Below are 24,942 nucleotides of genomic sequence, written 5' to 3' on the forward strand. Positions count from 1 at the left end.
TATACTTTTTATTTGTTATTACCTGACTGCCTTCTAGAAAAGGCCTTTAACAGTATTTCACTTGTTATTTTTGCATTAAAATTCAAAACAGCTTCTTTAGCTGCGTCTTCACAAGATCGGGTAATCTCAGCAGAGCTCAAACCATTTGCAGCTTCAGCAACCATCCCCCAATCAAAATCATCAGTATCGAAAAGTGATAGACGATTTTGAATAAGAAGGCATATTTGATCAAATTTTGGTTTTTCAAACTTAATGATGTCATCAAATCTTCTATAAAGTGCTTGATCTAGTAGCTCTGGATGGTTTGTAGCTGCAACAATAATACTCTCTGATGCATCTTGCTCTACAAATAACAAAAATGAGTTTAACACCCTACGAATTTCCCCAACATCATTGGGTGCACCTCGTTGAGTTCCTATAGCATCAAATTCGTCAAAAAGATAAACAGCTCTTGTTTGCCTTATATGATCAAAGATCAAACGCAACTTTGCAGCAGTCTCTCCCATAAAACGTGTAATAAGATTATCTAGGACGATTGTATAAAGAGGTAATTTTAACTCTGTTGCCAACATAGATGCAGACATTGTCTTGCCAGTTCCAGGAGAACCAGTAAAAAGAAGTTTTCTACGCGGCTGCAAACCAAACTGACTGAGTTTGTCCTTCTGACGTTGTTCTAATATCACCTTCTCCATACGTTCTTGTATGTCATCAGAAAGAACAAGCTCATTAAGACGAACACTGTGTGGAGTGAGCTCTAGTAGACCTTTTAACTCACTTTGATTCTGTTGCGCAAAAGGTATAGTTCTAGACGATGCTAGACTCGGCTTATTGGTAGAACGCTGAGATTTCTCAACAAGATTTTTAATATCGCTCGCAAGCTTATTATGCCCCTGTCGAGCTTCCTTGGCAGCAACCTGAAGGGCAACAGAGTAAAAACGCTGATCGTCACGTTCAGCGTGACTCTTTAAAAGCGCTTTTAGTTGTTCCGCAGTAGCCATTATTCAATCTCCATAAAACCTCAAGGTTTTATTATTCACTCAGTAAAGCCTGAAGTATGGCATAAATTCAGCTCTTAACCCACGGTCATTTTGACTTTTGGATAGCGGACTTTTTTGCTTCTTGGGCTGGCGAGGAAGTAGGCGAGCGTCAATGGCCCAAGGCGGCCGATAAACATCAAGAAGATGATGATGCCTTCCCCCGTGTTACTCAAGGAACCAGTTAAGCCACGAGAAAGGCCAACCGTACCCAATGCCGATACGGCTTCGAACACCACGTCGATCATCTGCGCGTGTTTTTCACTCACCAATAATACGAATATAGCCAACCAAGTGACACCGATGGAAATCATGCTCAAGGCCAGCGCTTTGCTGATCACTTCCTTAGGAATCTCGCGCTTAAACACGTTTACTTCTTCATCGCGGCGCAGGTAAGCGTAAGTTGCTAAAACCAACAACATAAAAGTCACGACCTTGATACCGCTAGCGGTACTCAAAGACCCACCACCAATGAACATCAGCACCAACATCAGTGCGGTCGTGGCATCTCTTAGTTCTTCAATGGCGAGCGTGTTAAAACCCGCCGTACGTGGCGTAACCGCTTGAAACCAAGACGCCAGCCATTTGCCTGTTTCGCTCAGTGGACCAAGCGTGTTTGGATTGCTGTATTCAATAAAATAAATCGTAAGCAAGGCCACCAAATTGATGACAACAGTGCCGGTAATCATCATTTTGCTGTAGGGCGAAAGCCTCGCCCAGCGGCGATTTTTCATCAGATCGATCCATACAGAAAACCCCAAGCCGCCGATAATAAACAAACCGCTAATGGTGAAATTCACGATAGGATCGGCTACATAAGGCATTAAACTTGCCGATGAAAGCGCAAATCCAGCGTTATTAAAGGCGCTAATGGTGTAGAAAAAACCATGAAACAAAGCCGTTTTCCAACCTAACGTCTCACTCCAATGCAGCGTGAGAATCAACATGCCGATCACTTCGACAATCAAGGAAAACAGTAATACAGACTTCGCCGTAGAAACGATGGTGGAGGCGTCTGTTTGATTAAATGCTTCAATCGCTACCGTACGTTGCAAAAAGCCAATACGGCCGCCTAACGCCACAAGAGTGACGATAGCGAAGGTCATTAAGCCAAGACCACCACATTGAATCAAAAGTGCAATCACCACTTGACCAAAGGTAGTGAATATCGTGCCTGTATCTTGCACCACAAGGCCCGTTACAGTCACCGCCGATGTTGCCGTAAACACACTGTGTAACCATGAAATCGGTTGTGTGGTAGCCATCGGCAATTTAAGCAACAAGGTACCAATAATAATCAGCAATAAGAAACCACCACACAAAATCAAAGGTGGCGCCGCCATGATTTTTTTTGCCGCGTTTGGATGACGCTCAATGGCCACCACCGCGGGATCCCAATTCACCATATCACACCAACCTTGGCGCAATGTGTTTAAGCTCGCTTCGCAAACCACACAATAACAAGATGTCTTTTTCTTTTAGAATAAAGGTTTTGTCTAACTGTAAAAATGTCTCTTGCTCACGTTTAACCATCACCGCGTCGACTTTTCCTTTTGCTGGGTCTAAAACACCCCCAAGTGGGCGTCCATCTAACGGTGGTTTAATGTGAATCTCCACCACATACAAGCCGTGACCAATAGACAAATAATCGTTCACCATCGGGTAATTCAATGCCTGAGCAACACGCACACCCATTTCTTCTTCAGGATGAATGATTCGTGCCACGCCGAGTTTGGAGACAATGGTGTGATGCGCGCGGCTACTGGCTTTGACCCAGATTTCTTTTACGCCGAGCTTTTTCAGTGCCAAAATGCACAACAGGCTGGATTCCATGTCTTCACCAATCGCCACCAGCACAGCATCGCTGTTGATTAGGTCGAGTTCTTTTAACGCATTTTCATCGGTGGAATCACAAATCATCACTTGGGTGAAATCATCGACGTACTTTTCCGCAATTTTTGCGTCTCGATCTACCCCTGTGACCGTGTGGCCCAAGTAAATCAGCTCCATGCTGGCTGCAATGCCAAAACGACCCAAACCAATCACCGTAAAATGCGCCATATTGATTACCTTTTATTCGTATTTTTGAAGAGTCTTTCGATAATTTAACGATCAGATAACAATCGATAACCTAGACCCGGTTCTGTTTTAATCACTCGCTGATCATTGGCATTATCTTTGAGCTTTTTACGCAGCTGACTGACTAAAATCCGTAAGTAATGCGAGTCTCGGGTATGCGTCACGCCCCAAATTTTAGCCAGTAACTCTTCTTGCATCACCAGTTTGTCTGGCGTGGTCATCAGCATGCGTAAAAAGGCAAATTCCTTCTTGGTTAACGCTAGGGTCTCGCCTTGAAACCACGCTTGGTTGGTACTGATTTCCAGCTTAATATCGTTTGTTTCTAAGAGGTTAGCAGGTAAGTGGGTATTCACTAAATCCCGTAATAATACTTTGACTCGAGCAATCAATTCGCGAATACCAAACGGCTTACTCAGGTAATCATTCGCGCCTGCTTCAAGCAGTCGAATCTTTTCATCTTCTTCATCACGAGCCGTCAGAATCAAAATAGGCGTGTTGCTGGTGGCACGCACATGGTTCACCAAATCCATACCGTCACCATCTGGCAAGCCTAAATCCAAAACCAACAAATGCGGTGTATCTTGTTGAATCACCTGTTTTGCCGTCGCTATGGAAGAGGCGCCAAGGTAAACAAAACCTTCCGCCACCAAGGAGATTCGCATAAACGTGTGGATTTGTGGTTCGTCGTCAATCACCAGTATTTTATAAGACGTCATACGGTACTCCCGTTGCCATGCAGTGATGTCTCACTGCATGCAGGCAAACAAATACGAATCAGACAACCTTGCTCAACGGGGATGGATTGAATCGTCCCTTGATGGGCTGTAATAATGCCTTTTGATACCGCCAATCCTAATCCCGTGCCACTGTCATTGCGCTTAAAAGCGTCCACCGAGTAAAACAGCTCAAAAATACTGTTAGATTGATCCGGTTCAATCCCCACACCTTGATCTTGTACATCGATCATAATCTGAGGATGTTCGTTATCTGTACCTAGCGATTTAATAGAAATGGTCACAGACTTATCTATTGGTGAGTATCGCAAGGCATTGTCAACAACGTTAAAAATCGCTTGTTGGATAAGTGACGAGCTCACTGACACCAACGGCAGTCTGTCGTCTATGTGCAGAATTAAACGCGACTTTTGTTGCCTGAAACGCTCCATAACAAGGTGAATAATCGCCACGGCGGACTGTTCGGATTTTTTCGGAACCACCACACCATGATGTAACTTGGTTGCTTGCAGCAAATTTTCAATGTATTGATGAAGGCGATGGCTTTCGAGAGTAGCGCTGTCTAGTAGCTCTGACTTTTCCTGCTCTGACAGCTTATCCATGTACTCTTTGAGTGTACTTAAGGTACCAATAATGGTGGCCAAGGGCGTTCGTAGATCGTGAGAAACAGATAAAAGAATACGACTGCGTAACTGTTCTTGTTTTAATTGGCTCTGTTGATGCTGATACAGCTCAGCTAGCTTACTGGTGATCACGGCCACCAGCAAAAACACCAGCAAGTTGACCATGTCATCGCCATTGAACATTTCAAGAGAATAGCGGGGAATGGTAAAGAAAAAGTTAAAACATAGAGCTTCAAATAGGGCGACAACATAGACCCAACGAGGAGGGCATAACAACGCCACCACCACAACCGCCAATTGTAAAATCAGCAGCACAGCGATATTTGATCCAACCCATATATCCAACCCATAACTGATCAGCAGAGCGCTAACCACGGCGCAAACGGCTAAATAATAAGAGGGAATGCTTGGCCAATTCTGTTTCATAGGATCGCTTGTTGTGGACAATTAAATAAGGAAGAGCACAAGCAAGACTCTAGCAAAGGCCAACGTGTTTAGCGCGTAAAAAAAGCGTAACTTTTTCATTGCTCCATGGCATTTATTCCCTGAGCAAACGACCTAGCTTAATCACAGCGGCGATGTTTCGTGATGAATGAACGAGATTGCTTTCCGCCTGGGCCAAAACATTGTCCAAGCTATCGAGGGCTGGAATGATAGGAAAAATAGCGCTCATACCATGCGCCAAAATCGCCTCCGCGTCTTTACCCAAACTCCCTGCAATACCAATGGCTGGAACCTGATTGGCCATGGCTTGCTTCAGCACGCCCATGGGGGTTTTGCCAAAGACGGTTTGGCCATCGATTCGGCCTTCGCCCGTAATGACTAAATCGGCATTTTGTAGCTTGTCAGCTAAACCAACGGTTTCCATGACAATCTCAATGCCGGGCTTTAACGTCGCATTAAGAAACACTTTTGCACCTAATCCCATGCCACCCGCTGCGCCAACACCTGAATCCAGTCGGTGATCCGCAAAACCACTTTTCACCAAAACATCGGCAAAATGCCCTAAGGTTCTGTCTAACATCGTCACCATGTCGGGTGTGGCGCCTTTTTGTGGGCCAAAAATAGCGGAAGCGCCACGCTCGCCACACAGAGGATTATCCACGTCACAAGCCACATCGAAGCGGCATTCGGCTAAAAAAGGGTGTACTTGGCTCACATCAATATGACTCAATTGTGCCAGCGCCATGCCGCCAAAGGGCAGTTCTTGATGGTTATCGTCTTGGAATTGAATGCCCAATGCTTGTGCCAACCCCATGCCCGCGTCATTGGTCGCACTGCCACCTAACCCCAAAACAATATGTTTGATGCCTCGATCTAGAGCATCTTTGATCAGTTCACCGGTTCCGAAGCTGGTGGTATAACGTGGATCGCGCTGATCTCGTGGCACCAAATGTAACCCAGAAGCGGACGCCATTTCGATCACCGCAGTGGCCGATGTCTGACCTTCTACCGCGCCTAAAATACCGTATTGCGCCATCACTTTATTGCCCAGCGGCCCTGTGACTTCAAGATTCACCAAATACCCTTGAGTCGCATCCACCATAGATTGCACCGTGCCTTCACCGCCGTCCGCCATCGGGACCTTGATGTAATCCGCGTCAGCAAATACCTGACGAAAACCCACTTCAATGGCATTCGCCACCTCAAGCGCGGTTAAACTTTCTTTAAAGGAATCCGGTGCAATCACAATTTTCATAGTCAATCCTTGCCGCTGGTCAAATAGGTCTTCTTAATAAAACAGAACAGCCGATTATTGGGATTGTATGTTGACCAATACTCGACCACGCACCTTCCCATCAAGCAATTTATGGGCCGTTTCCACTACGCTTTCCAAACCGATTTCCTCACTGATGCTGTCAAAGTCCTCTGGCTGTAGCAGTTCACTCAAGCGTTGCCACGCTTCAATGCGGTCTGCTAGAGGGCGCATGACGCTGTCGATACCGATCAGTTTGACGCCGCGTAAGATAAAAGGCGCAACCGAAGCAGGGAAGTCCATGCCTTGTGCTAAGCCACAACAAGTCACCACACCGCCATATTTTGTCGTTGCACAAGCGTTGGCTAAAGTGTGGCTCCCCACACAATCAATCACTCCAGCCCAGCGCTCTTTTTGCAAGGGTTTACCAGGCTCAGAGAGTGTTTTTCGATCAATAATGTCGCTCGCGCCCAGACTTTTCAAATAGTCGCTTTCGGACATTCGTCCCGTAGAAGCCACTACCTGATAACCAAGGCGATTCAATAAACGAACAGCAAAACTGCCGACACCACCGTTGGCGCCCGTCACTAAAATTTCGCCAGAATCTGGCGTAATACCTTGTTTTTCAAGGGCAATAACCGACAACATAGCGGTATAGCCCGCTGTACCTATTGCCATAGATTGTTTGGCATTTATACCTTTTGGAAGGGAGATAAGCCAATCACTTTTCAAGCGTGCTTTCTCGGCTAAGCCACCCCAGTGTGTTTCTCCTACACCAAAGCCATTGAGTACCACAAAATCACCTACCGAGAAGCGAGTAGAGTCGCTTTGTAGCACTTTGCCAACTAAATCGATTCCCGGCACCATAGGAAAAGAACGCACAACAGGAGATTTACCCGTGATGGCTAAGCCATCTTTGTAATTTAACGTGCTGTAATGAACTTCGACCAAAACATCGCCTTCTGGCAGTTGATCTTCCTGCAGTTCAGCGATGGATGCGCTACTTTTTTTGTCTTCTTGTGTGATCAGTAATGCTTTAAACATAAAACCTCTCCAATTTTAGACCGATCGTCTATTAAATAATGTAACAACACTCTAAAAATATAGTGCCAGTACTTAACAAAGGTTATTGCGCTGTTTTAACCTGTATTGCTTGGATAAAAAACGCCATAAATAAGTCTAATGGCTGAATGCTTTTTACCAGTCTTGCTCTATGAACAGCGCCTTCCCAACCCATCCAAAACGTTTGAGCCGTCTCCTCAATACTCACGTGTAACTCGATTTCGCCTTGCTTTTGGCTTTCGAGTAGGCAAGCCGCTACACGCGCTTGCCAGCTTTGGTAGGTCGCTTGAAGCTGCTCACTAAAGGCTTCAGACAACAAAGAAGACTCTTGTTCCAAGTTGCCAACCAAACAACCACGTTTAAACTCATGACGAACAATGCCGTCTTGAGCATCCTGAACAAAACGCTGCAAACGCTCCAGCGGCGAAAACGCGGCATCCAGCAAAAAAGCATCTAACTTAGCATCAAAATAACGGCGGTAGCGCGCCAGAACGGCCAACCCAAAGGCTTCTTTGCTGGGAAAATAATGATAGAAAGAGCCTTTTGGCACACCGATAGATTTTAGAATCGGATCAATGCCGCTACGAATAAACCCCGCTTCTGTCAACATCAGCATTCCAGCACGCAATAAGGCTTCTCGGGTATCCGAGGTGTCGGCTAATGGCTTTTTGGGGCGACCACGACGAGGCTTGTCGGACACACGCTTGGTTATAAGGGGTTCATCCAGTGTAGAGAGCATATTTTATACCTAAGCAGTAAAAACAGGATAAAAACAACTTAGACCACTCGTCTATTTAATTCAAGTCTCATATGACAGCGTCTTCTCTCAACTTGTCTTTTGTCGGCGGCGCGCCAAAATAGCGTTTGTAATCTCGACTAAATTGATGAACGCTTTTATAACCGACTTTTAAGGAAATTTGACTGACATTTAAAAGACCTTGGTTTAACAGCATTTGCGCTTTTAAAAGACGCAAACGCTTCAAATATTGTAACGGGGAAGAACCCGTAATATTTTTAAAATGATGATGAAAGCTCGAAACACTCATGTTGACCTCTTCGGCCAGCTGCTCCACACGAACGTCTTGATCCAACTGCTGATGAAGCTGCTTCAGAGAGTTAACAATTAAAGAAAAACGTCCTTGATTTGTCACTAAGGCTCGTAAAGCATCGCCTTGCGCACTTTGCAAAGCCGCAAAAATGACTTCTCGAACTCGATTTTGTCCCATCACTTTTGCTGTATGCGGATCATGTAATGCTTTAATAAGGCGAGTGACAGATTCAATCATGTCATCACTCATAGGAACAGATGACATAGAAAAATGAGAAACAGATGGCACTAAGTCTTCATCGGAAGAAACAGAAACTAACTCAGATAATACGATAGGGTCGATATCGATAGAGACCCCCAAAAGTGGCTCTTGCTGACTGGCAAACGTTTCGCATTCGAACGGCAGAGGTAAGGTTTGCACCAAGTAATGACCAGAGTTGTAGTGAATTTCACGATCACCCAAGTAGCCAATTTTTCTCCCCTGAACAATAATAGTCAGTCCAGGACGATAAATAAGAGGCATCCTAGGTAAGGATTTTTCACACTTCATTAAGCGCACGTGAGCAATTAAGGTGTCAGAGAAACCATCTTGGTTCACTAGAGGTTTGATCAAATCCACTAAATTTCTATCGCTCATTTTGGTGTTACTCATCTATAAGAATCAATGAATTTATTATCCATATAAGATTGTGTAGGAAAAGTTAAGTTTTACGGATTTGGAGAAATAGGCAAAACAATAGCAAAAATGCACAACACAAAACGAAGACGTTTACCCTACACTAGAACACACATATTTCATGTTCACAAACGGGAGTAAGCATTTATGAGTCAAGCAAAATCTTACGCGGCGCAATCCGCAACCACCCCATTAGCCCCATTTTCTTTTGAACGCCGCGCTCTTCGTGAGGACGATGTTAACATCGATATTCTGTATTGCGGTGTTTGTCACTCCGACATTCACGTAGCGGAAAGCGATTGGGGACCAAGTAATTACCCCATCGTTCCAGGTCATGAAATCGTCGGTAAAGTCACCGAAGTAGGCAGTAAGGTCTCTAAATATAAAGTAGGTGATATTGTTGGCGTTGGTTGTATGGTTGACTCTTGTCAACATTGTTCCCATTGCGCATCAGATCTAGAGCAATACTGTGATAATGGCTTTGTTGGAACTTATGGCTTTAATGATTTAATAGATGGCACGTTAACCTACGGTGGTTATTCAGATCACATCGTTGTTCGTGAAAAGTTTGTCTTGTCCATTCCAGAAACCTTAGAACTGAGTAAAGCGGCCCCATTATTGTGTGCCGGTATCACAACGTATTCTCCGCTTCGTCATTACGGTGTGAAAGCTGGCGATAAGGTCGGTGTGTTAGGCATGGGTGGCCTTGGACACATGGGTGTAAAATTCGCCAAAGCTTTTGGTGCAGAAGTGACTATTTTCACACGCTCAGAAAGCAAAATTGCGGAAGCTAAAAAACAAGGTGCTGATCATGTAATTGTTTCAACTGACGACGCACAAATGCAAGCCGCAGCAATGACATTTGACTACTTGTTAGACACCATTCCTGTTCAACATGATTTGAACCCCTATCTAAATTGTTTGAAAGTGGATGGCACACACATTTTAGTTGGTCTTATTGAACCTTTAGAACCAGCCGTTCATACCGCTAATTTGGTTATGAAACGTCGTGTTCTTACTGGTTCTTTGATCGGCGGTATCGCAGAGACACAAGAAATGTTGGATTTCTGTGCAGAACATAACATCGAGTGCGACGCTGAGATGATCAATATCCAAGACATTAACCACGCTTATCAACGTATGAAAAAAGGCGATGTGAAGTACCGCTTCATCATCGATATGAAAAGCCTAAAAAACAATGCGTAGATAAATCGTAACAAGTACATACCAAAAGTAACGCCAGTGATGCAGCTTATTGCATCACTGGCGTTTTTTTTCGCCTGTGTAAAAGTACTTTCTCAGCGGAAGTCAGTCAGTAAAAAGATATGCACATGCGAGTTGTTATCAAAAATAAGGAAAGGCCACCAAAGTTACTCACAAAAAAAGCATTTCTGAATTTAATTTTTTATACACACGCCAATTTTTATCCCTGTCAAGACATTGACAGGGATATTATGCACATTCTTTATTCGCTTGAAATGTGAAGTTTTTCAAAAAAATTATTTTTTTGCCTGTGGACTGTTTTTCAAGAAAAACAGCTTTAAAAGAGGCTATTTTTTATAAAAATTTCATTTAAAACAAATAGATAAGTTTTAAAAAAGCGTATTTTTTCACTGTTGATAAGTATGGTGATAGGTGGATAAGAAGTTTTGCACAGTTTTTAACAACTTAGGGTGAAAAAAGACACTCTGTATAAGTACCCTATTTATACACAGGTTGAGGTTATCCACATCACAGGAAGATAAGGCATCTCTTAACAAGATGTTATCGCTATAAGCTGTTAATATTTAATGGGTTTTATAATTTATACACAGATTTTAGCTTGCTACATAAACATAACAAACATAAAAACACATATATACTTAATTCATTTATTAATATTGATGACCGGGGGTTATAGCTTGGCGTCTCTTTCTTTTTAAAAATTTGCCGATATACTAGGCCACCTTATCGAATCTGTTCGTTTTTTATTCATTCTTTTCTTATTAGTAATACCGAGGTTCCCGTGGATTTCCCAAGTTGTTTCGATGTAATTGTGGTTGGTGGCGGACATGCTGGCACAGAAGCCGCTTTAGCGGCTGCTCGTATGGGCGTAAAAACACTTTTACTGTCCCACAACATTGAAACGTTAGGACAAATGTCCTGTAACCCAGCCATAGGTGGCATTGGAAAGTCTCATTTAGTGAAAGAAATTGATGCTTTAGATGGCGCAATGGCGTTGGCTACTGATAAAGCAGGTATTCAGTTTCGTACTTTGAATTCTCGTAAAGGACCAGCCGTTCGTGCTACTCGCGCTCAAGCTGATCGCATATTATATAAAGCGGCTATTCGTCATAAATTAGAAAACCAAGAAAATTTGTGGCTTTTCCAGCAATCTGTAGAAGACCTTATTGTTGAAAATGGCACTGCTCGAGGTGTTATAACGCAAACAGGGATACGTTTTAATAGTAAAACCGTTGTTTTAACCGCTGGTACTTTTTTAGGTGGTGTTATTCACATTGGTTTGCAAAATCACTCTGGTGGTCGAGCCGGTGATCCACCGTCTATTGGTTTGGCACAAAAACTACGCGCTTTACCATTTCGTGTTGATCGCTTAAAGACAGGCACGCCACCACGAATCGACGCACGTTCTGTTGATTTTTCACTTATGCAAGCGCAACCAGGTGATGATATTGACCCGGTTATGTCCTATATGGGCAACCGAGCTATGCACCCTCGTCAGATCGAGTGCTTTATTACCCATACTAACGAACGCACCCATGACATTATTCGTGCAGGAATGGACAGATCACCTATGTACACAGGTGTGATTGAAGGCGTTGGCCCACGTTACTGTCCTTCTATTGAAGATAAAATCGTACGTTTTGCCGATAAAAACTCGCATCAAATTTTTATCGAGCCAGAAGGTTTAACGACGCACGAGCTTTATCCAAATGGGATTTCGACCTCTTTGCCATTTGATGTGCAAATTGAGCTTGTTCGTTCGATGAAAGGCATGGAAAACGCTCACATTATTCGTCCAGGTTATGCGATCGAATACGATTATTTTAATCCGCAAGATTTGAAATATTCCCTAGAAACCAAACACATGCCAGGTTTGTTCTTTGCTGGACAAATCAATGGTACAACCGGCTACGAAGAAGCGGGTGCTCAAGGCTTACTGGCTGGTTTGAACGCGGCTTTGCTTGCACAAGACAAAGATGCTTGGACGCCTCGTCGAGATGAAGCGTATTTAGGTGTACTAGTCGATGATTTGATCAGTATGGGAACAAAAGAACCTTACCGTATGTTCACCAGTCGTGCGGAATATCGTTTGATTTTACGTGAAGACAACGCCGACATGCGTTTGACAGAAAAAGGCCGTGAGCTTGGCTTAGTATCAGATGAACGTTGGGCGGCGTTTTGTCAAAAACGCGAAGCCATTGAATTGGAAACGCAACGTCTTAAATCCAGCTGGATTGTACCGAACACACCGGAAGCAGAAAGCATTAACCCTAAATTAGAAACGCCCATTACTCACGAGTACAGTTTGTTAGACTTACTTAAGCGTCCAAATATTGTCTATGCTGATGTGGCGAATTTAAAAAATGCGCTTGATGAGCCCGTTGACGAACAAGTGTCTGAGCAAGTACAAATAGCGGTCAAATATGCAGGTTACATCAGTCGTCAAGCAGAAGACATTGAACGTCTACGTCGTCAGGAAAATACCGCACTGCCTGAGGATTTGGATTATTCGAAGATGGAAGGTTTGTCAAATGAGATCAAGCAGAAGCTAACGCAACTGCGTCCAGCGACGCTTGCAGCGGCTTCTCGAATCCAAGGTGTAACCCCTGCTGCCGTATCCTTACTATTAATTCACTTGAAAAAACGTGCCATTGCACGCAAAAGTGCCTAGAATCATCAGCCGATAATCCCTAATTGCTATCTTTATAGAAATGGATCGACTGTGACACATTTTGACACCATTCAAAAAGGCGCCCAACAAATGGGCGCTGTTCTATCTGATGAAACGATTCAGACCCTTGTAAAATACCTAGCCATGCTAGAAAAGTGGAACAAGGCCTATAACTTGACCGCTATTCGTGATGTCGAACAAATGATTTCTTTGCACTTGTTTGACAGTCTGACCACGTTACCCTTTATAACTGGGACCAAGATTATAGATGTTGGCACCGGTCCTGGCTTACCTGGTATGGTGCTTGCTATTTGTTACCCTGAAAAGCAATTTACGTTACTTGACAGCAACGGTAAAAAAACGCGCTTTTTAACGCAGGTAAAAATGGAGCTGGGTATTCACAACGTGACTGTGGCAAATGAACGGGTAGAAAAACACCCTCATCAAGGTGAGTACGATCACGTCATTTCCCGCGCATTTGCCTCTCTTCAGGACATGATCAAATGGACGTTGCCTCTCCCCAAAGAGACAGGTAACTTTTTAGCCATGAAAGGGGTGTACCCTAGTGAAGAAATAGCGGCACTACCAAAGGAGGTTGATTTAGTCTCGGTCGAACCTCTTAATGTGCCACATGTTCAGGCGGAGCGTCACATGGTAGTGATGACGCGTAAAGGATAAAACATGGCAAGAATCATCGCAGTTACCAATCAAAAAGGTGGTGTTGGCAAAACCACAACTTGTGTTAATTTGGCTGCATCTCTTGCGGCGATGAAACGTCGAGTGCTTTTAATAGACTTAGACCCTCAAGGTAATGCGACAACAGGGAGCGGTTTTACGAAAGAAGAATTGGACACCAGCGTCTATGACGTACTGATTGGTTCCCATGGCGTTAAAGAAGTCATGAAAAAAAGTATGCCGGGCGAGTATTGGGTATTGCCAGCCAATGCGGATTTAACTGGAGCTGAGGTGGTTCTTCTCGATTTGTCGAGCAAAGAAACACGCTTACGTGCTGGCTTGTACGAAGTTGATAATGACTTTGATTACATCTTGCTAGATTGTCCTCCTGCATTGAATATGCTGACAGTAAATGCTTTGGCGGCTTCACAAGGTGTATTGATTCCAGTGCAATGTGAATATTATGCTTTAGAAGGGTTAACGGCCTTATTGCAAACCATTAATCGCATCACCCAAGCATTAAACCCATCACTAGAGGTCGAAGGAATTCTACGAACCATGTATGATCCTCGTCCTAGTTTAACGCATGATGTTTCAAGCCAACTCCATAAGCATTTTGGAGACAAGGTTTACGATACGGTTATTCCTCGAAATATTCGTTTGGCGGAATCACCCAGTTATGGCTTGCCAGTCCTGCATTATGAAAAACAATCTCGCGGTGCTATTGCTTACCTTGCTTTAGCGGGTGAGTTTATTCGAAAATCTGTAGCGTAATTACGGTTTTATAAGTCTGCTTTAGTAGCAATTAGGGTTAATGAAATGACGATGAAAAAAAGAGGTCTAGGTCGTGGCTTAGATGCATTGTTAGCACCACAAACGACGGCTGTTAAAGCGTCTGAGAGTGATGTGAATAATGAACAAATAAAAGGCCTAACGTACCTACCGATAGACTGGCTTTCGAAAGGCAAATTCCAACCTCGTCGTGATATGAATCCTACGCACTTAGAAGACTTAGCCGCGTCGATTCGAAATCAAGGCATAATGCAGCCGATTGTTGTTCGACCGAGTGGCCACAACCAGTATGAAATTATCGCGGGTGAACGCCGTTGGCGTGCTGCTAAGCTAGCAGATCTCACTCAAGTTCCGGTTATCGTTCGGCATGTTGAAGACGCGGATGCCGTGGTATTGGCGTTGATTGAAAACATTCAACGAGAAGACTTAAATCCTGTCGAAGAAGCGTTAGCACTGCAACGTTTGGTGGAAGATTTTCATCTTACTCAACAGGAAGTCGCGGACACCGTAGGGAAATCTCGTTCCACTGTGGCGAATTTATTGCGTCTTTTGGGTTTAACGCCGGAAGTTCGTCGTTTATTGGAGCATGGGGATATCGAAATGGGCCATGCTAGAGCTTTATTACCACTGGAAAGTGACAAGCAAGTTCAAGCCGCCTCGCAAGTTGTGACCAAATCATTGTCTGTTAGAGAAACAGAGAGATTGGTGAAAAATTTCCAAGTCGTTGAAAAGAGCGACGAGGAAAAAGCGCCAACGCTGCCAGATTTAAGTGCAGAAGCAGAACGAATCAGTCAAAAAATCAATGCGTCGGTCAAAATACAACCTTCTGCGAAAGGAAAAGGGAAAGTCGTCATTGAATATCGTAACCCAGAACACCTAGAACTCCTGATCAGCGAACTGTTTACTCGCAAATGAAGCAATTTATGACAAATGCTCATTCCTATCTAGACAAGATGTCTAGAAAGTGATCCTTCTAACCAGTTTAAGTTGAACACCGTCGTCATTACCCCTATAATGCCTCGAATTTTATAATACACCACATTGGTTGCACTTTTGTGGTGCGAGATAGAGAGACTAGTAATGGGCTCAAATAAGCCGTTAAGTGCGAGTGCTATCATTGGCGCTAAAAAGAAGGCTGTGTTCCGCTTTTTACTATTACAAATATTTCTTACTATTTTCGCATCGCTGGGAATTTTTTACATTTTTGGTGGTCTGTATGGGTACTCTTTTCTACTGGGTGCTTTGGCCAGCATATTACCTAACATGTACATGGCTTGGCGGGTGTTTGGCCATAAAGGAATTTTGTCTGCAAAAGAGGTTGTTAAATCTTTTTACAGAGGAGAAGCCGGTAAGCTGGTTCTAACGGCATTGCTTCTGTCACTGGTGTTTATTCTAGTGAAACCTCTTGCTGCAGGAAGCTTTTTTATAGGCTTTGGTTTAGCAATTTTGAGTCATTGGCTCAGCCCTGCAGTTATTCGCTAAAAGCGAGAACTGTGGGCGCGTAGTTTTTAACATTAAAAGAGCGTGGATATAAATATGGCAAGTGAAAATCCAACTGCTTCGGAGTACATAAAGCATCACCTTCAGAACTTGACCTTTGGTCAGCACCCTGATGGTAGCTGGGGTATTGCGGAGACATCTAAGCAAGCTTCGGATATGGGCTTTTGGGCGATACATCTAGATACAATGGGATTCTCTATTGGTTTAGGTATCTTATTCCTATGGCTTTTCCGTATTGCAGCAAAGAAAGCATCTGTAGCGACGCCAACAGGTCTACAAAACTTTGTAGAGTTGATGGTTGAGTTTGTTGATAATTCGGTTAAAGAAAGTTTTCATGGCAAAAGTAAAGTCATCGCCCCCTTGGCATTGACTATTTTTGTATGGATATTTTTGATGAACTTGATGGATTTGGTTCCAGTCGATTTTATCCCTAGAATTGCTCACGATATTTTTGGTCTGGAATATTTCAAAATAGTACCGACAACCGATATTAATGCCACATTAGGGTTATCGTTATCTGTTTTCTTCCTGATTATTTTTTATAGCATAAAAATGAAAGGTATTGGCGGCTTTGCAAAAGAGCTGACATTACAACCTTTCAACACGCCAATCATGATTCCATTTAACTTTGTATTGGAAATGGTTGGTTTGTTGGCAAAACCAGTATCCTTAGCGTTGCGATTATTCGGTAACCTTTACGCTGGTGAATTGATCTTTATTTTGATCGCAATTTTGCCATGGGGTGTTCAATGGGCCTTGTCTGTGCCATGGGCAATCTTCCATATTCTAGTCATAACATTGCAAGCTTTTATCTTCATGATGTTGACTATTGTATACTTGAGCATGGCTCACGAAGAACACTAAGATATTGTTATATATAGTAATAATTTTTTTAAACTTGAATCTAAAACTGTAAAATCTAGGAGTTAAAATGGAAACTGTAGTTGGTTTAACTGTTATCTCTGTAGCAATCCTTATCGGCTTGGCTGCATTGGGTACAGCAATTGGCTTTGCTATCTTGGGTGGCAAATTTCTTGAAGCGAGTGCTCGTCAACCAGAACTTGCACCAATGCTACAAACCAAAATGTTCATCGTTGCAGGTCTTTTGGACGCTGTATCTATGATCGGTGTTGGTATTGCATTGTTCTTCACTTTCGCAAACCCATTCGTTGCTTTGGTTGCAGGCTAATATTTCACTTTAATGAAAGTGACTTATTTTTTTGAACGACTAAAGCGAGGGTATTAGCGTGAATTTGAATCTCACACTTATAGGCCAAGCTATTTCGTTTGCTATTTTTGTCTGGTTCTGCATGAAATTTGTGTGGCCACCAGTGATTGCTGCGCTCGAAGAGCGTAGCAAAAAAATAGCAGACGGTTTAGAAGCAGCGAACCGCGCTTCACGTGATCTAGAGTTGGCACAAGAACAAGCCGCTCAAATATTACGTGAAAGCAAAGACAACGCGGCCGAGATTATTGAACAAGCCAACAAACGTGCGAACCAAATGATCGACGAGGCAAAAGAGCAGGTGATTGCTGATGGCAAGCGTCTGCGCGAAGCAGCTCAAGCGGAAATAGAGCAAGATGTTATGCGTGCTAAAGAAGCATTGCGTGCACAAGTTTCTGTTTTGGCTTTTGCTGGAGCCGAGAAAATTTTGGGCGCCACCATTGACGAAAAAGCACATAGCGAGATCGTTGAACAGCTCGCCAAAGAGCTTTAAGCGAGGGTCTAATGGCTGAATTAAAAACAGTCGCGCGACCGTACGCTAAAGCGGTTTTTGAAGTGGCTAGAGAGCAAGGTCATATTGCAGAGTGGGCAGAAATGTTAGACACATTAGCCGCTGTAACAGTAGAGCCAAAGCTTAAAAAGGCACTTGGAAATCCCGCTTTTAGTGCGGAAGAGAAGGCAAACGCTCTGGCGGATGTTTGTGCAGAAGTAACAACAGAGCAAGGTAAAGCATTTTTGCTGACACTTGCTATGAATAAGCGTTTATCGCTTCTTCCTGCTATTTCTGAGTTATTTTTGCAGTTCAAACTGAATTATGAAAAAGCCGTAAATGTAAAATTTACCTCCGCTTTTGCATTGTCAGCAGAACAAACACAAGCATTGGCCGCTTCGTTGAGTAAAAAGTTGGACCGTACTGTCAACTTAACCAATGAAACAGACGCGAGCCTAATTGGTGGCGTGGTTATCCGTACCGGTGACTTAATCATCGACGGTTCAGTACGCGGTAAATTAGCAAAACTGGCCGAGGCGATAAACTCCTAGTGTTTCGTTGAATCGAAACCAGGGTTGAGGAATTTAGCATGCAGCAACTGAATCCATCTGAGATCAGCGAGATTATCAAGAAGCGCATCGAGAACCTCGATGTAACTTCTGATGCCCAAAATGAGGGCACAATTGTCAGCGTGGCAGACGGTATCGTTCTGATTCACGGTCTGGCAGACGTTATGTACGGGGAAATGATTGAATTCCCTGGTGGTGTTTACGGTATTGCCTTGAACCTAGAGCGTGACTCTGTGGGCGCGGTGGTATTGGGTCAATACCAAAGCCTTGTAGAAGGCCAAAAAGTAAAATGTACAGGTCGTATTCTGGAAGTTCCAGTGGGACCTGAATTGCTTGGTCGTGTTGTTGACGCATTGGGTAACCCCATTGACGGCAAAGGCGCAATCGATGCAAAACTAACGGATAAAGTTGAAAAAGTGGCACCGGGTGTAATTGCTCGTCAGTCAGTAGATCAACCTATTCAGACTGGTTACAAGGCAATTGACGCCATGGTACCGGTAGGCCGTGGTCAGCGTGAGTTGATCATCGGTGACCGTCAGGTTGGTAAAACAGCCTTGGCTATCGATACTATTATCGCTCAGAAAAACAGCGGTATTAAGTGTGTGTACGTTGCGATCGGTCAGAAACAATCTACTATTGCTAACGTCGTGCGTAAGCTTGAAGAAGCGGGCGCAATGGCCTACACCACAGTGGTTGCTGCAGGGGCTTCTGATCCTGCTGCTATGCTATACCTAGCGCCATACACTGGTTGTACAATGGGTGAATACTTCCGTGACCGCGGTGAAGATGCTCTGATCGTATACGATGATTTGACCAAGCAAGCTTGGGCTTATCGTCAGATTTCTTTGCTACTTCGTCGTCCACCAGGTCGTGAAGCATACCCAGGTGATGTTTTCTACCTTCACTCTCGTCTTCTTGAGCGTGCGTCTCGTGTAAACGTTGACTACGTAGAGAAATTCACCAATGGTGAAGTGAAAGGTAAAACAGGCTCTTTGACGGCATTGCCAATCATCGAGACACAAGGTGGTGACGTATCGGCTTTCGTACCGACAAACGTTATCTCTATCACCGATGGTCAGATTTTCTTAGAAACAAGCTTGTTTAATGCGGGTATCCGTCCAGCGATGAACGCCGGTATTTCGGTTTCTCGTGTTGGTGGTGCAGCGCAAACTAAGATTGTTAAAAAACTTGGCGGTGGTATTCGTCTTGCTTTGGCTCAGTACCGTGAATTGGCGGCATTCGCTCAGTTCGCATCTGACCTAGACGAAGCGACTCGTAAACAGCTAGAACATGGTAAACAGGTTACTGAACTGATGAAACAAAAGCAGTTCTCTCCTATGCCTGTGGCTGATATGGGCGTGGTTCTTTACGCTGCTAACGATGGCTACCTTGCAGATGTTGAAACAAGCAAAATTGGCAGTTTTGAAAAAGCTTTGTTGAGCTACATGAACAGCGAACACGTTGATCTAATGGCTGACATTAACAAAACTGGCAACTTTAACGGCGAGATTGAAGCGACTTTGAAAGCGGCAATCGAGAAGTTTAAAGCGACACAAACTTGGTAATGACTTTGGTGGCAAGCTGAAGTTTTGCTTGCCACCAGTTTCGGACAGTTTGTGAAATAACATTCTCACAAGGGTAGTTCATTATGGCAGTCGGAAAAGAGATACGTACTCAGATTTCGAGCATTAATAATACGCGTAAGATTACTCGTGCAATGGAAAAAGTTGCTGCTAGTAAAACGCGTAAAGCTCAGGATCGTATGGCCGCTTCTCGTCCGTATGCGGAACGAATTCGCCAAGTAGTTGGTCATCTGGCCAACGCGAATCCTGAGTATAAACACCGTTACCTTACCGATCGTGAGGCGAAGCGTGTTGGTTATATCGTAGTCTCTTCTGACCGTGGTTTATGTGGTGGTTTGAACGTTAACTTGTTTAAAGCCGCGATTAAAGATATGAAACAATTTGCTCAGTCTGGTGTTGAAATTGACATCTGCGCTGTTGGTAGCAAAGCGGTTTCTTTCTTTCGTAACTACGGCGGAAACGTGACAGCAGCGATCACAGGTTTGGGTGATGCACCTAAAGTCGACGATTTAGTCGGCAGTGTGAAAGTCATGCTGGATGCTTTCGATGAAGGTCGTATTGATCGTCTATATGTTGTTTCTAATGAGTTTATCAATACGATGACTCAGAAACCGATGGTTGAGCAACTTTTGCCGTTACAAGCGGAAGAGAATACAGAGTTACAGCACCACTGGGATTACATTTACGAACCAGATGCCGTTGAAATTCTTGACGAATTATTGGTTCGCTATATTGAATCTCAAGTATATCAGTCTGTGGTTGAGAACATTGCATGTGAACAAGCAGCTCGTATGCTTGCGATGAAAAATGCAACCGACAACGCAGGTGATATCATTGATGAATTGCAGTTGGTGTACAACAAGGCTCGTCAAGCGGCGATTACTCAGGAAATTTCTGAGATAGTCAGTGGCGCGGCAGCGGTTTAAGGTATTTAGGTATTTAAGAGGATCCGAACATGAGTAGCGGACAAATCGTACAGATTATCGGTGCGGTTATCGACGTGGAATTCCCACGTGATAGCGTGCCAAAAGTATATGATGCCCTGACTATCGAGGGCAAAGAGTTGGTGTTGGAAGTACAACAGCAACTAGGTGACGGTATTGTTCGTACCATCGCCATGGGTTCCACTGATGGGATGAGACGTGGTTTGGTTGTTGAAAACACCAACAAACCTGTTTCTGTGCCTGTTGGTACGAAGACACTAGGACGTATTATGGACGTTCTAGGTAACCCAATTGACGAAAAAGGCCCTATCGGCGAAGAAGAGCGTTGGTCTATTCACCGTTCCGCACCTTCTTATGCTGAGCAGTCTTCTAGTAACGAATTGCTAGAAACTGGCATCAAGGTTATCGACCTTGTTTGTCCTTTCGCGAAAGGTGGTAAAGTTGGTCTGTTTGGTGGTGCCGGTGTAGGTAAAACCGTAAACATGATGGAACTTATCCGTAACATCGCTATCGAGCACAGCGGTTACTCTGTATTCGCAGGTGTAGGTGAGCGTACTCGTGAAGGTAACGACTTCTACCATGAGATGACTGACTCAAACGTAATCGATAAAGTATCTCTTGTATACGGTCAGATGAACGAGCCACCAGGTAACCGTCTGCGTGTTGCTTTGACTGGTTTGACTATGGCAGAGAAATTCCGTGACGAAGGTCGTGACGTACTTTTCTTCGTAGATAACATCTACCGTTACACGCTTGCCGGTACGGAAGTATCTGCATTGCTAGGTCGTATGCCATCTGCAGTAGGTTACCAGCCTACATTGGCTGAAGAGATGGGTGTTCTTCAAGAACGTATCACCTCTACTAAGACTGGCTCTATCACGTCTGTCCAAGCGGTATACGTACCTGCGGATGACTTGACAGATCCATCTCCAGCAACAACCTTCTCTCACTTGGATGCAACGGTTGTATTGTCTCGTGACATCGCTTCTTTGGGTATCTACCCAGCGATCGATCCTCTTGACTCTACTTCACGTCAGCTTGACCCATTGGTTATCGGTCAAGAACATTACGACGTAGCCCGTGGCGTTCAAATGGTATTGCAGCGTTACAAAGAATTGAAAGACATCATCGCAATTTTGGGTATGGACGAGTTATCTGAAGAAGATAAGCAAACGGTTAACCGTTCTCGTAAAATCCAACGTTTCTTGTCTCAGCCTTTCTTCGTAGCGGAAGTCTTTACTGGTTCACCTGGTAAGTATGTTTCTTTGAAAGATACTATCCGTGGCTTTAAAGGCATTTTGGACGGTGAGTTTGATGACCTTCCAGAGCAAGCGTTTTACATGATTGGCAGCATCGACGAAGCGGTCGAGAAAGCTAAGAAACTTTAACCATCACACGTAGCAAAAGCGTCACTGGATGCTTTTGCTAAGTATGACTAAGAGAGGCAACTTATGGCTATCACAGTACACTGCGATATCGTAAGCGCTGAACAAGAGATTTTTTCCGGTTCGGTTCAATTTCTTGTGGCTTCAGGTTGTTATGGTGATCTAGGTATTATGCCTGGTCATGCTGCATTATTGACAACTTTGGAAGCTGGTCCTGTCCGTGTGGTTAAAGAAAATGGTGATGAAGAGTTTATCTTCGTGTCGGGTGGCTTCCTAGAAGTTCAACCACACCGCGTCACTGTCTTGGCTAACACAGCCACTCGTGCAAGAGATCTAGACGAAGAGGCGGCAATAAAAGCGCAAGAACATGCAAAAGAGCTTTTAGCCAATCAACAAGCCGATGTCGACTACTCTCGTGCAACAGCGGAATTGGCAGAAGCCGTCGCCCGTTTACGTACTATTCAACAGTTCCGCCATCAAAGCTAAGCGGCCCTGTTGAAGATGAAAGTCAAAAAAAGCAGCCTTCAGGCTGCTTTTTTATGGGCTGTTTTTTGTAAGTAGATCAATCTCAAAGCATCTTCCATAGTGTGTCAAAAATGATCTGTTGTGCTTTGGCGATGTCTTTCGATTCCAACACCACGGCAGAAGGGAAGTTGTTGCTAGCCAAGGAAATAATGGCACATTTTGGCGGATAGATAGCAATGTAACTGGCGTCGACCGAGCCTTCGGTTTTGATCCATTTACGTTCTGATAATTGCGCTTCTTCACCACCTTCACCCAGTGCGATCACTTTGACATTGATTCCCAGTTTTACCCTTTGTTTGGTGTAGTTAGGAAAAGGCCGATATAGAAAGGGACGGATTGGTTTAGAGGAAAACACACAATATTCTTTGTGGTCTTGTTGTGATACCACGTTTAAAATATCGCGTAATACCCATTCGATGCCATCATCGCCTTCGTAATAACGCACATGGGTTTGATGATAGTCTGGTTGCTGTTGATGCAGGTTTGGAATAATTGTGTTTTTTAGGTTCTCTATGGTTTTATTGAGTCGGTTGCGTTTTTCTTCCGCTAGATTTAATAAAATATCTGGGTTTTCAGCCGTAAAAAGACGACGCTTTCCCTTTGGGAAATAACTCACAATACCTTTTGTTTGTAATTGCTTGAGAGACTCATAGGCTGTACCGCGATTGATGCCACTGTGTTCGGCAATGTCTCGTATAGAAGAAGGGCCTAGCTTTAACAAAGTTTGATAAAGTTGCGTTTCTTTGGGTGTTAAACCCAGCATTTCAAAAGCTTGCTGAATCATAGGGTGCTAATACCTGATCATAATTTATCGCGTTTTTAATGGTTTAAAAGCATACACTTATTGATAGAAAAAGCGCAGGGCGATTTGTCTGCGAGGAGAGAAAAGTGACAAACGATCAACGGTTTGGTGGCATTCGTCGTTTATATGGCGATGCAGCGTATGAGATGTTTACTCAAGCACATGTCTGTGTCATTGGCATTGGTGGTGTCGGATCTTGGGCCGCTGAAGCTTTGGCGCGTTCGGGGATTGGTCACATTACACTGATTGATATGGACGATGTTTGCATCACTAACACCAACCGCCAAATTCATGCTTTAGAGGGTAATATCGGTCAGTCAAAAGTCGATGTGATGGCAGAGCGAATCAAATTGATTAACCCCGATTGTCAAGTGACCTGCATTGAAGACTTTATTACCCCTGAAAACATTCCTGAGCTGCTGTCTACGCCGTTTGACTACATTATCGATTGCATAGACAGCATCAAACCAAAAGCCGCTCTCATGGCGTGGAGTAAGAGCAACAAGCGCAAAGTGATTACGGTTGGTGGTGCGGGTGGTCAAATTGATCCGACGAAAATCTTAATCGGTGATCTTTCAAAAACGGAAAAAGATCCGCTCGCGGCGAAATTACGTAACTTTTTAAGACGGCATTACAACTTCACCCGTAATCCCAAGCGCCGCTTTGATATCGAATGCGTCTATTCCACCGAGCAATTACGCTACCCACAAGGGGATGGTACTGTGTCTCATCAGCGCTTAAAAGGCGATACAGAAACCAAAATGAACTGCGATACCGGCTTTGGCGCCAGCACCGCCGTGACCGCTTCCTTCGCGTTTGTCGCGGTGTCGAGAGTATTGGAAAAACTGGCGCAGAAGGCAAATGAACGCATGACACCGACAACCATGACGTTCTTTCAACGCTTTGAGGCTGATATTCTATCGGGCAAGAAGACGATTACCTTGCGTGATGACGCGGAAAAGCACTATGTTCCTAACTCTGTAGTGACTGTGTCTACTTACGAAGAGGATCATGAGTTTTGTCGATTAAAAATACTCTCTGTCGAGCCGATCTTGTTTGACGCTCTAACGGATTATCATGCCGAGCAAGAAAACATGACGCTGGCTGAATTAAGGGACGTGATTCAAGCCATTTATCCTGGGATTCAACAGTTGTATTTGATCTCTTATCAGCTGGTTGATGCATGACAGACAAGCAGATTCTGCTCATCTATGACAAAGAATGTCCTGCTTGCCATTTTTATTGCCAGATCGTTCGCATACGTCAGAGTGTCGGTGAATTAGTACTGATTGATGCGAGAGAACATCCTGAAGTGTTGCAAGACATCACCGCGCAGGGCTTGGACATAGATCAAGGTATGGTGTTGAAAATGGATGGACAGCTTTATTACGGTGCGGATGCAATTCACCTTCTAGCCTTACTTAGCGGTCGATCTGGCGTGTTTAACCGCTTGAATTATTGGCTGTTTAGCTCTAAGAAAGTCGCTGCTATTTTGTATCCAATATTAAGGGCTTGCCGTAATCTATTGTTGAAAATTTTGGGTAAAAGCAAGATTAATAACCTAAAGCAAAATGGTAACAATAGGTTCTAACGAGTATGTCGTTA

At 43.9% G+C, this 24,942-nt stretch carries 26 protein-coding genes and 1 pseudogene; 17 read left to right on the plus strand and 10 right to left on the minus strand.

Annotated elements, in window-relative coordinates:
• Positions 1 to 8: 8 nt before the first annotated feature.
• From DKT73_RS07170 to DKT73_RS07210, 9 genes are all read right to left on the minus strand, one after another.
• Complete coding sequence (locus tag DKT73_RS07170) at positions 9 to 998, minus strand: AAA family ATPase (protein ID WP_111637883.1); 990 nt, start codon at positions 996 to 998, stop codon at positions 9 to 11.
• 74 nt (positions 999 to 1,072) lie between these two features.
• Entirely contained in the window at positions 1,073 to 2,440 is a 1,368-nt protein-coding gene (locus tag DKT73_RS07175) for a TrkH family potassium uptake protein (RefSeq protein WP_111637884.1), read from the minus strand.
• Position 2,441: 1 nt separating this feature from the next.
• Positions 2,442 to 3,095: a potassium channel family protein gene (locus DKT73_RS07180; RefSeq protein WP_111637885.1), complete on the minus strand. Its 654-nt coding sequence runs from the start codon at positions 3,093 to 3,095 to the stop codon at positions 2,442 to 2,444.
• A gap of 44 nt (positions 3,096 to 3,139) precedes the next feature.
• Positions 3,140 to 3,829 carry a response regulator transcription factor gene (locus DKT73_RS07185; RefSeq protein ID WP_111637886.1) on the minus strand — a complete coding sequence of 230 codons (690 nt, stop codon included), beginning with the start codon at positions 3,827 to 3,829 and terminating at the stop codon, positions 3,140 to 3,142.
• The gene (locus tag DKT73_RS07190; RefSeq protein WP_111637887.1) at positions 3,826 to 4,896 is read right to left on the minus strand and encodes a sensor histidine kinase; all 1,071 of its coding nucleotides are present in this window, start codon (positions 4,894 to 4,896) and stop codon (positions 3,826 to 3,828) included. The genes DKT73_RS07185 and DKT73_RS07190 overlap by 4 nt, the downstream gene beginning before the upstream one ends.
• Before the next feature lie 112 nt (positions 4,897 to 5,008).
• On the minus strand, positions 5,009 to 6,169 hold the full coding sequence (locus tag DKT73_RS07195) for a glycerate kinase (protein WP_111637888.1): 1,161 nt from the start codon (positions 6,167 to 6,169) through the stop codon (positions 5,009 to 5,011).
• Between the two features lie 54 nt (positions 6,170 to 6,223).
• The gene (gene acuI / locus DKT73_RS07200) at positions 6,224 to 7,210 is read right to left on the minus strand and encodes an acrylyl-CoA reductase (NADPH) (protein WP_111637889.1); all 987 of its coding nucleotides are present in this window, start codon (positions 7,208 to 7,210) and stop codon (positions 6,224 to 6,226) included.
• An 82-nt stretch (positions 7,211 to 7,292) separates the two neighbouring features.
• On the minus strand, positions 7,293 to 7,967 hold the full coding sequence (gene acuR / locus DKT73_RS07205) for an acrylate utilization transcriptional regulator AcuR (RefSeq protein ID WP_111637890.1): 675 nt from the start codon (positions 7,965 to 7,967) through the stop codon (positions 7,293 to 7,295).
• A 67-nt stretch (positions 7,968 to 8,034) separates the two neighbouring features.
• Complete coding sequence (locus DKT73_RS07210) at positions 8,035 to 8,913, minus strand: AraC family transcriptional regulator (protein WP_232827810.1); 879 nt, start codon at positions 8,911 to 8,913, stop codon at positions 8,035 to 8,037.
• A gap of 186 nt (positions 8,914 to 9,099) precedes the next feature.
• On the opposite strand from DKT73_RS07210, the gene DKT73_RS07215 reads away from it, so the two are divergent.
• The 14 genes from DKT73_RS07215 to DKT73_RS07280 all read left to right on the plus strand — a co-directional run bounded on the left by DKT73_RS07215 (position 9,100) and on the right by DKT73_RS07280 (position 22,496).
• Entirely contained in the window at positions 9,100 to 10,158 is a 1,059-nt protein-coding gene (locus DKT73_RS07215) for an NAD(P)-dependent alcohol dehydrogenase (protein WP_111637892.1), read from the plus strand.
• Positions 10,159 to 10,957: 799 nt separating this feature from the next.
• Entirely contained in the window at positions 10,958 to 12,847 is a 1,890-nt protein-coding gene (gene mnmG / locus DKT73_RS07220) for a tRNA uridine-5-carboxymethylaminomethyl(34) synthesis enzyme MnmG (protein ID WP_111637893.1), read from the plus strand.
• A 51-nt stretch (positions 12,848 to 12,898) separates the two neighbouring features.
• Entirely contained in the window at positions 12,899 to 13,525 is a 627-nt protein-coding gene (gene rsmG / locus DKT73_RS07225) for a 16S rRNA (guanine(527)-N(7))-methyltransferase RsmG (protein WP_111637894.1), read from the plus strand.
• 3 nt (positions 13,526 to 13,528) lie between these two features.
• Positions 13,529 to 14,296: a ParA family protein gene (locus tag DKT73_RS07230; RefSeq protein ID WP_111637895.1), complete on the plus strand. Its 768-nt coding sequence runs from the start codon at positions 13,529 to 13,531 to the stop codon at positions 14,294 to 14,296.
• 45 nt (positions 14,297 to 14,341) lie between these two features.
• Entirely contained in the window at positions 14,342 to 15,229 is an 888-nt protein-coding gene (locus DKT73_RS07235) for a ParB/RepB/Spo0J family partition protein (protein WP_111637896.1), read from the plus strand.
• A gap of 165 nt (positions 15,230 to 15,394) precedes the next feature.
• The gene (locus DKT73_RS07240) at positions 15,395 to 15,796 is read left to right on the plus strand and encodes an ATP synthase subunit I (protein WP_111637897.1); all 402 of its coding nucleotides are present in this window, start codon (positions 15,395 to 15,397) and stop codon (positions 15,794 to 15,796) included.
• Positions 15,797 to 15,850: 54 nt separating this feature from the next.
• The gene (gene atpB, locus DKT73_RS07245; RefSeq protein ID WP_111637898.1) at positions 15,851 to 16,678 is read left to right on the plus strand and encodes a F0F1 ATP synthase subunit A; all 828 of its coding nucleotides are present in this window, start codon (positions 15,851 to 15,853) and stop codon (positions 16,676 to 16,678) included.
• 67 nt (positions 16,679 to 16,745) lie between these two features.
• Positions 16,746 to 17,003: a F0F1 ATP synthase subunit C gene (gene atpE, locus DKT73_RS07250; RefSeq protein ID WP_111605816.1), complete on the plus strand. Its 258-nt coding sequence runs from the start codon at positions 16,746 to 16,748 to the stop codon at positions 17,001 to 17,003.
• 58 nt (positions 17,004 to 17,061) lie between these two features.
• Positions 17,062 to 17,532 carry a F0F1 ATP synthase subunit B gene (locus DKT73_RS07255; RefSeq protein WP_111605817.1) on the plus strand — a complete coding sequence of 157 codons (471 nt, stop codon included), beginning with the start codon at positions 17,062 to 17,064 and terminating at the stop codon, positions 17,530 to 17,532.
• An 11-nt stretch (positions 17,533 to 17,543) separates the two neighbouring features.
• Positions 17,544 to 18,080, plus strand: a complete 537-nt coding sequence (locus DKT73_RS07260; protein WP_111637899.1) for a F0F1 ATP synthase subunit delta — start codon at positions 17,544 to 17,546, stop codon at positions 18,078 to 18,080.
• 38 nt (positions 18,081 to 18,118) lie between these two features.
• On the plus strand, positions 18,119 to 19,663 hold the full coding sequence (atpA, locus tag DKT73_RS07265; protein WP_111637900.1) for a F0F1 ATP synthase subunit alpha: 1,545 nt from the start codon (positions 18,119 to 18,121) through the stop codon (positions 19,661 to 19,663).
• A gap of 83 nt (positions 19,664 to 19,746) precedes the next feature.
• The gene (gene atpG, locus DKT73_RS07270; protein ID WP_111605820.1) at positions 19,747 to 20,607 is read left to right on the plus strand and encodes a F0F1 ATP synthase subunit gamma; all 861 of its coding nucleotides are present in this window, start codon (positions 19,747 to 19,749) and stop codon (positions 20,605 to 20,607) included.
• A gap of 29 nt (positions 20,608 to 20,636) precedes the next feature.
• Positions 20,637 to 22,013: a F0F1 ATP synthase subunit beta gene (gene atpD / locus DKT73_RS07275; protein ID WP_111605821.1), complete on the plus strand. Its 1,377-nt coding sequence runs from the start codon at positions 20,637 to 20,639 to the stop codon at positions 22,011 to 22,013.
• Positions 22,014 to 22,076: 63 nt separating this feature from the next.
• Positions 22,077 to 22,496 (plus strand): F0F1 ATP synthase subunit epsilon, encoded by a 420-nt coding sequence (locus DKT73_RS07280; protein WP_111605822.1) that lies wholly within the window; start codon positions 22,077 to 22,079, stop codon positions 22,494 to 22,496.
• 82 nt (positions 22,497 to 22,578) lie between these two features.
• Here the strand turns inward: DKT73_RS07280 and DKT73_RS07285 are convergent, their stop codons facing one another.
• Positions 22,579 to 23,319: a TrmB family transcriptional regulator gene (locus DKT73_RS07285; RefSeq protein ID WP_111637901.1), complete on the minus strand. Its 741-nt coding sequence runs from the start codon at positions 23,317 to 23,319 to the stop codon at positions 22,579 to 22,581.
• Between the two features lie 104 nt (positions 23,320 to 23,423).
• Between DKT73_RS07285 and tcdA the strand changes: the two are divergent.
• The 3 genes and pseudogenes from tcdA to DKT73_RS07295 form a co-directional block, all read left to right on the plus strand.
• Positions 23,424 to 24,218 (plus strand): annotated as a pseudogene (gene tcdA / locus DKT73_RS07290) (tRNA cyclic N6-threonylcarbamoyladenosine(37) synthase TcdA); the annotation flags it as partial.
• The gene (gene yqfB / locus DKT73_RS20160) at positions 24,207 to 24,524 is read left to right on the plus strand and encodes a N(4)-acetylcytidine aminohydrolase (protein WP_198666569.1); all 318 of its coding nucleotides are present in this window, start codon (positions 24,207 to 24,209) and stop codon (positions 24,522 to 24,524) included. The pseudogene tcdA and the gene yqfB, both read left to right, overlap by 12 nt.
• Positions 24,521 to 24,928 (plus strand): DCC1-like thiol-disulfide oxidoreductase family protein, encoded by a 408-nt coding sequence (locus DKT73_RS07295; protein WP_111637903.1) that lies wholly within the window; start codon positions 24,521 to 24,523, stop codon positions 24,926 to 24,928. The genes yqfB and DKT73_RS07295 overlap by 4 nt, the downstream gene beginning before the upstream one ends.
• The last annotated feature ends 14 nt before the right edge of the window (positions 24,929 to 24,942 follow it).

This window comes from Marinomonas shanghaiensis, assembly GCF_003259175.1.
GTDB lineage: Bacteria > Pseudomonadota > Gammaproteobacteria > Pseudomonadales > Marinomonadaceae > Marinomonas > Marinomonas shanghaiensis.

Bases quoted from the DNA above. Each gene is read 5' to 3' on its own strand.
- DKT73_RS07295 (WP_111637903.1), top strand. From the start codon at position 24,521: ATGACAGACAAGCAGATTCTGCTCATCTATGACAAAGAATGTCCTGCT.
- DKT73_RS07195 (WP_111637888.1), bottom strand. From the start codon at position 6,169: ATGAAAATTGTGATTGCACCGGATTCCTTTAAAGAAAGTTTAACCGCG.
- atpA (WP_111637900.1), top strand. From the start codon at position 18,119: ATGCAGCAACTGAATCCATCTGAGATCAGCGAGATTATCAAGAAGCGC.
- atpD (WP_111605821.1), top strand. From the start codon at position 20,637: ATGAGTAGCGGACAAATCGTACAGATTATCGGTGCGGTTATCGACGTG.
- DKT73_RS07215 (WP_111637892.1), top strand. From the start codon at position 9,100: ATGAGTCAAGCAAAATCTTACGCGGCGCAATCCGCAACCACCCCATTA.
- DKT73_RS07240 (WP_111637897.1), top strand. From the start codon at position 15,395: ATGGGCTCAAATAAGCCGTTAAGTGCGAGTGCTATCATTGGCGCTAAA.
- DKT73_RS07285 (WP_111637901.1), bottom strand. From the start codon at position 23,319: ATGATTCAGCAAGCTTTTGAAATGCTGGGTTTAACACCCAAAGAAACG.
- DKT73_RS07175 (WP_111637884.1), bottom strand. From the start codon at position 2,440: ATGGTGAATTGGGATCCCGCGGTGGTGGCCATTGAGCGTCATCCAAAC.
- yqfB (WP_198666569.1), top strand. From the start codon at position 24,207: ATGACACCGACAACCATGACGTTCTTTCAACGCTTTGAGGCTGATATT.
- DKT73_RS07180 (WP_111637885.1), bottom strand. From the start codon at position 3,095: ATGGCGCATTTTACGGTGATTGGTTTGGGTCGTTTTGGCATTGCAGCC.
- atpG (WP_111605820.1), top strand. From the start codon at position 19,747: ATGGCAGTCGGAAAAGAGATACGTACTCAGATTTCGAGCATTAATAAT.
- DKT73_RS07280 (WP_111605822.1), top strand. From the start codon at position 22,077: ATGGCTATCACAGTACACTGCGATATCGTAAGCGCTGAACAAGAGATT.
- atpB (WP_111637898.1), top strand. From the start codon at position 15,851: ATGGCAAGTGAAAATCCAACTGCTTCGGAGTACATAAAGCATCACCTT.
- acuR (WP_111637890.1), bottom strand. From the start codon at position 7,967: ATGCTCTCTACACTGGATGAACCCCTTATAACCAAGCGTGTGTCCGAC.
- DKT73_RS07260 (WP_111637899.1), top strand. From the start codon at position 17,544: ATGGCTGAATTAAAAACAGTCGCGCGACCGTACGCTAAAGCGGTTTTT.
- DKT73_RS07170 (WP_111637883.1), bottom strand. From the start codon at position 998: ATGGCTACTGCGGAACAACTAAAAGCGCTTTTAAAGAGTCACGCTGAA.
- DKT73_RS07230 (WP_111637895.1), top strand. From the start codon at position 13,529: ATGGCAAGAATCATCGCAGTTACCAATCAAAAAGGTGGTGTTGGCAAA.
- acuI (WP_111637889.1), bottom strand. From the start codon at position 7,210: ATGTTTAAAGCATTACTGATCACACAAGAAGACAAAAAAAGTAGCGCA.
- DKT73_RS07210 (WP_232827810.1), bottom strand. From the start codon at position 8,913: ATGAGCGATAGAAATTTAGTGGATTTGATCAAACCTCTAGTGAACCAA.
- DKT73_RS07185 (WP_111637886.1), bottom strand. From the start codon at position 3,829: ATGACGTCTTATAAAATACTGGTGATTGACGACGAACCACAAATCCAC.
- DKT73_RS07235 (WP_111637896.1), top strand. From the start codon at position 14,342: ATGACGATGAAAAAAAGAGGTCTAGGTCGTGGCTTAGATGCATTGTTA.
- atpE (WP_111605816.1), top strand. From the start codon at position 16,746: ATGGAAACTGTAGTTGGTTTAACTGTTATCTCTGTAGCAATCCTTATC.
- DKT73_RS07190 (WP_111637887.1), bottom strand. From the start codon at position 4,896: ATGAAACAGAATTGGCCAAGCATTCCCTCTTATTATTTAGCCGTTTGC.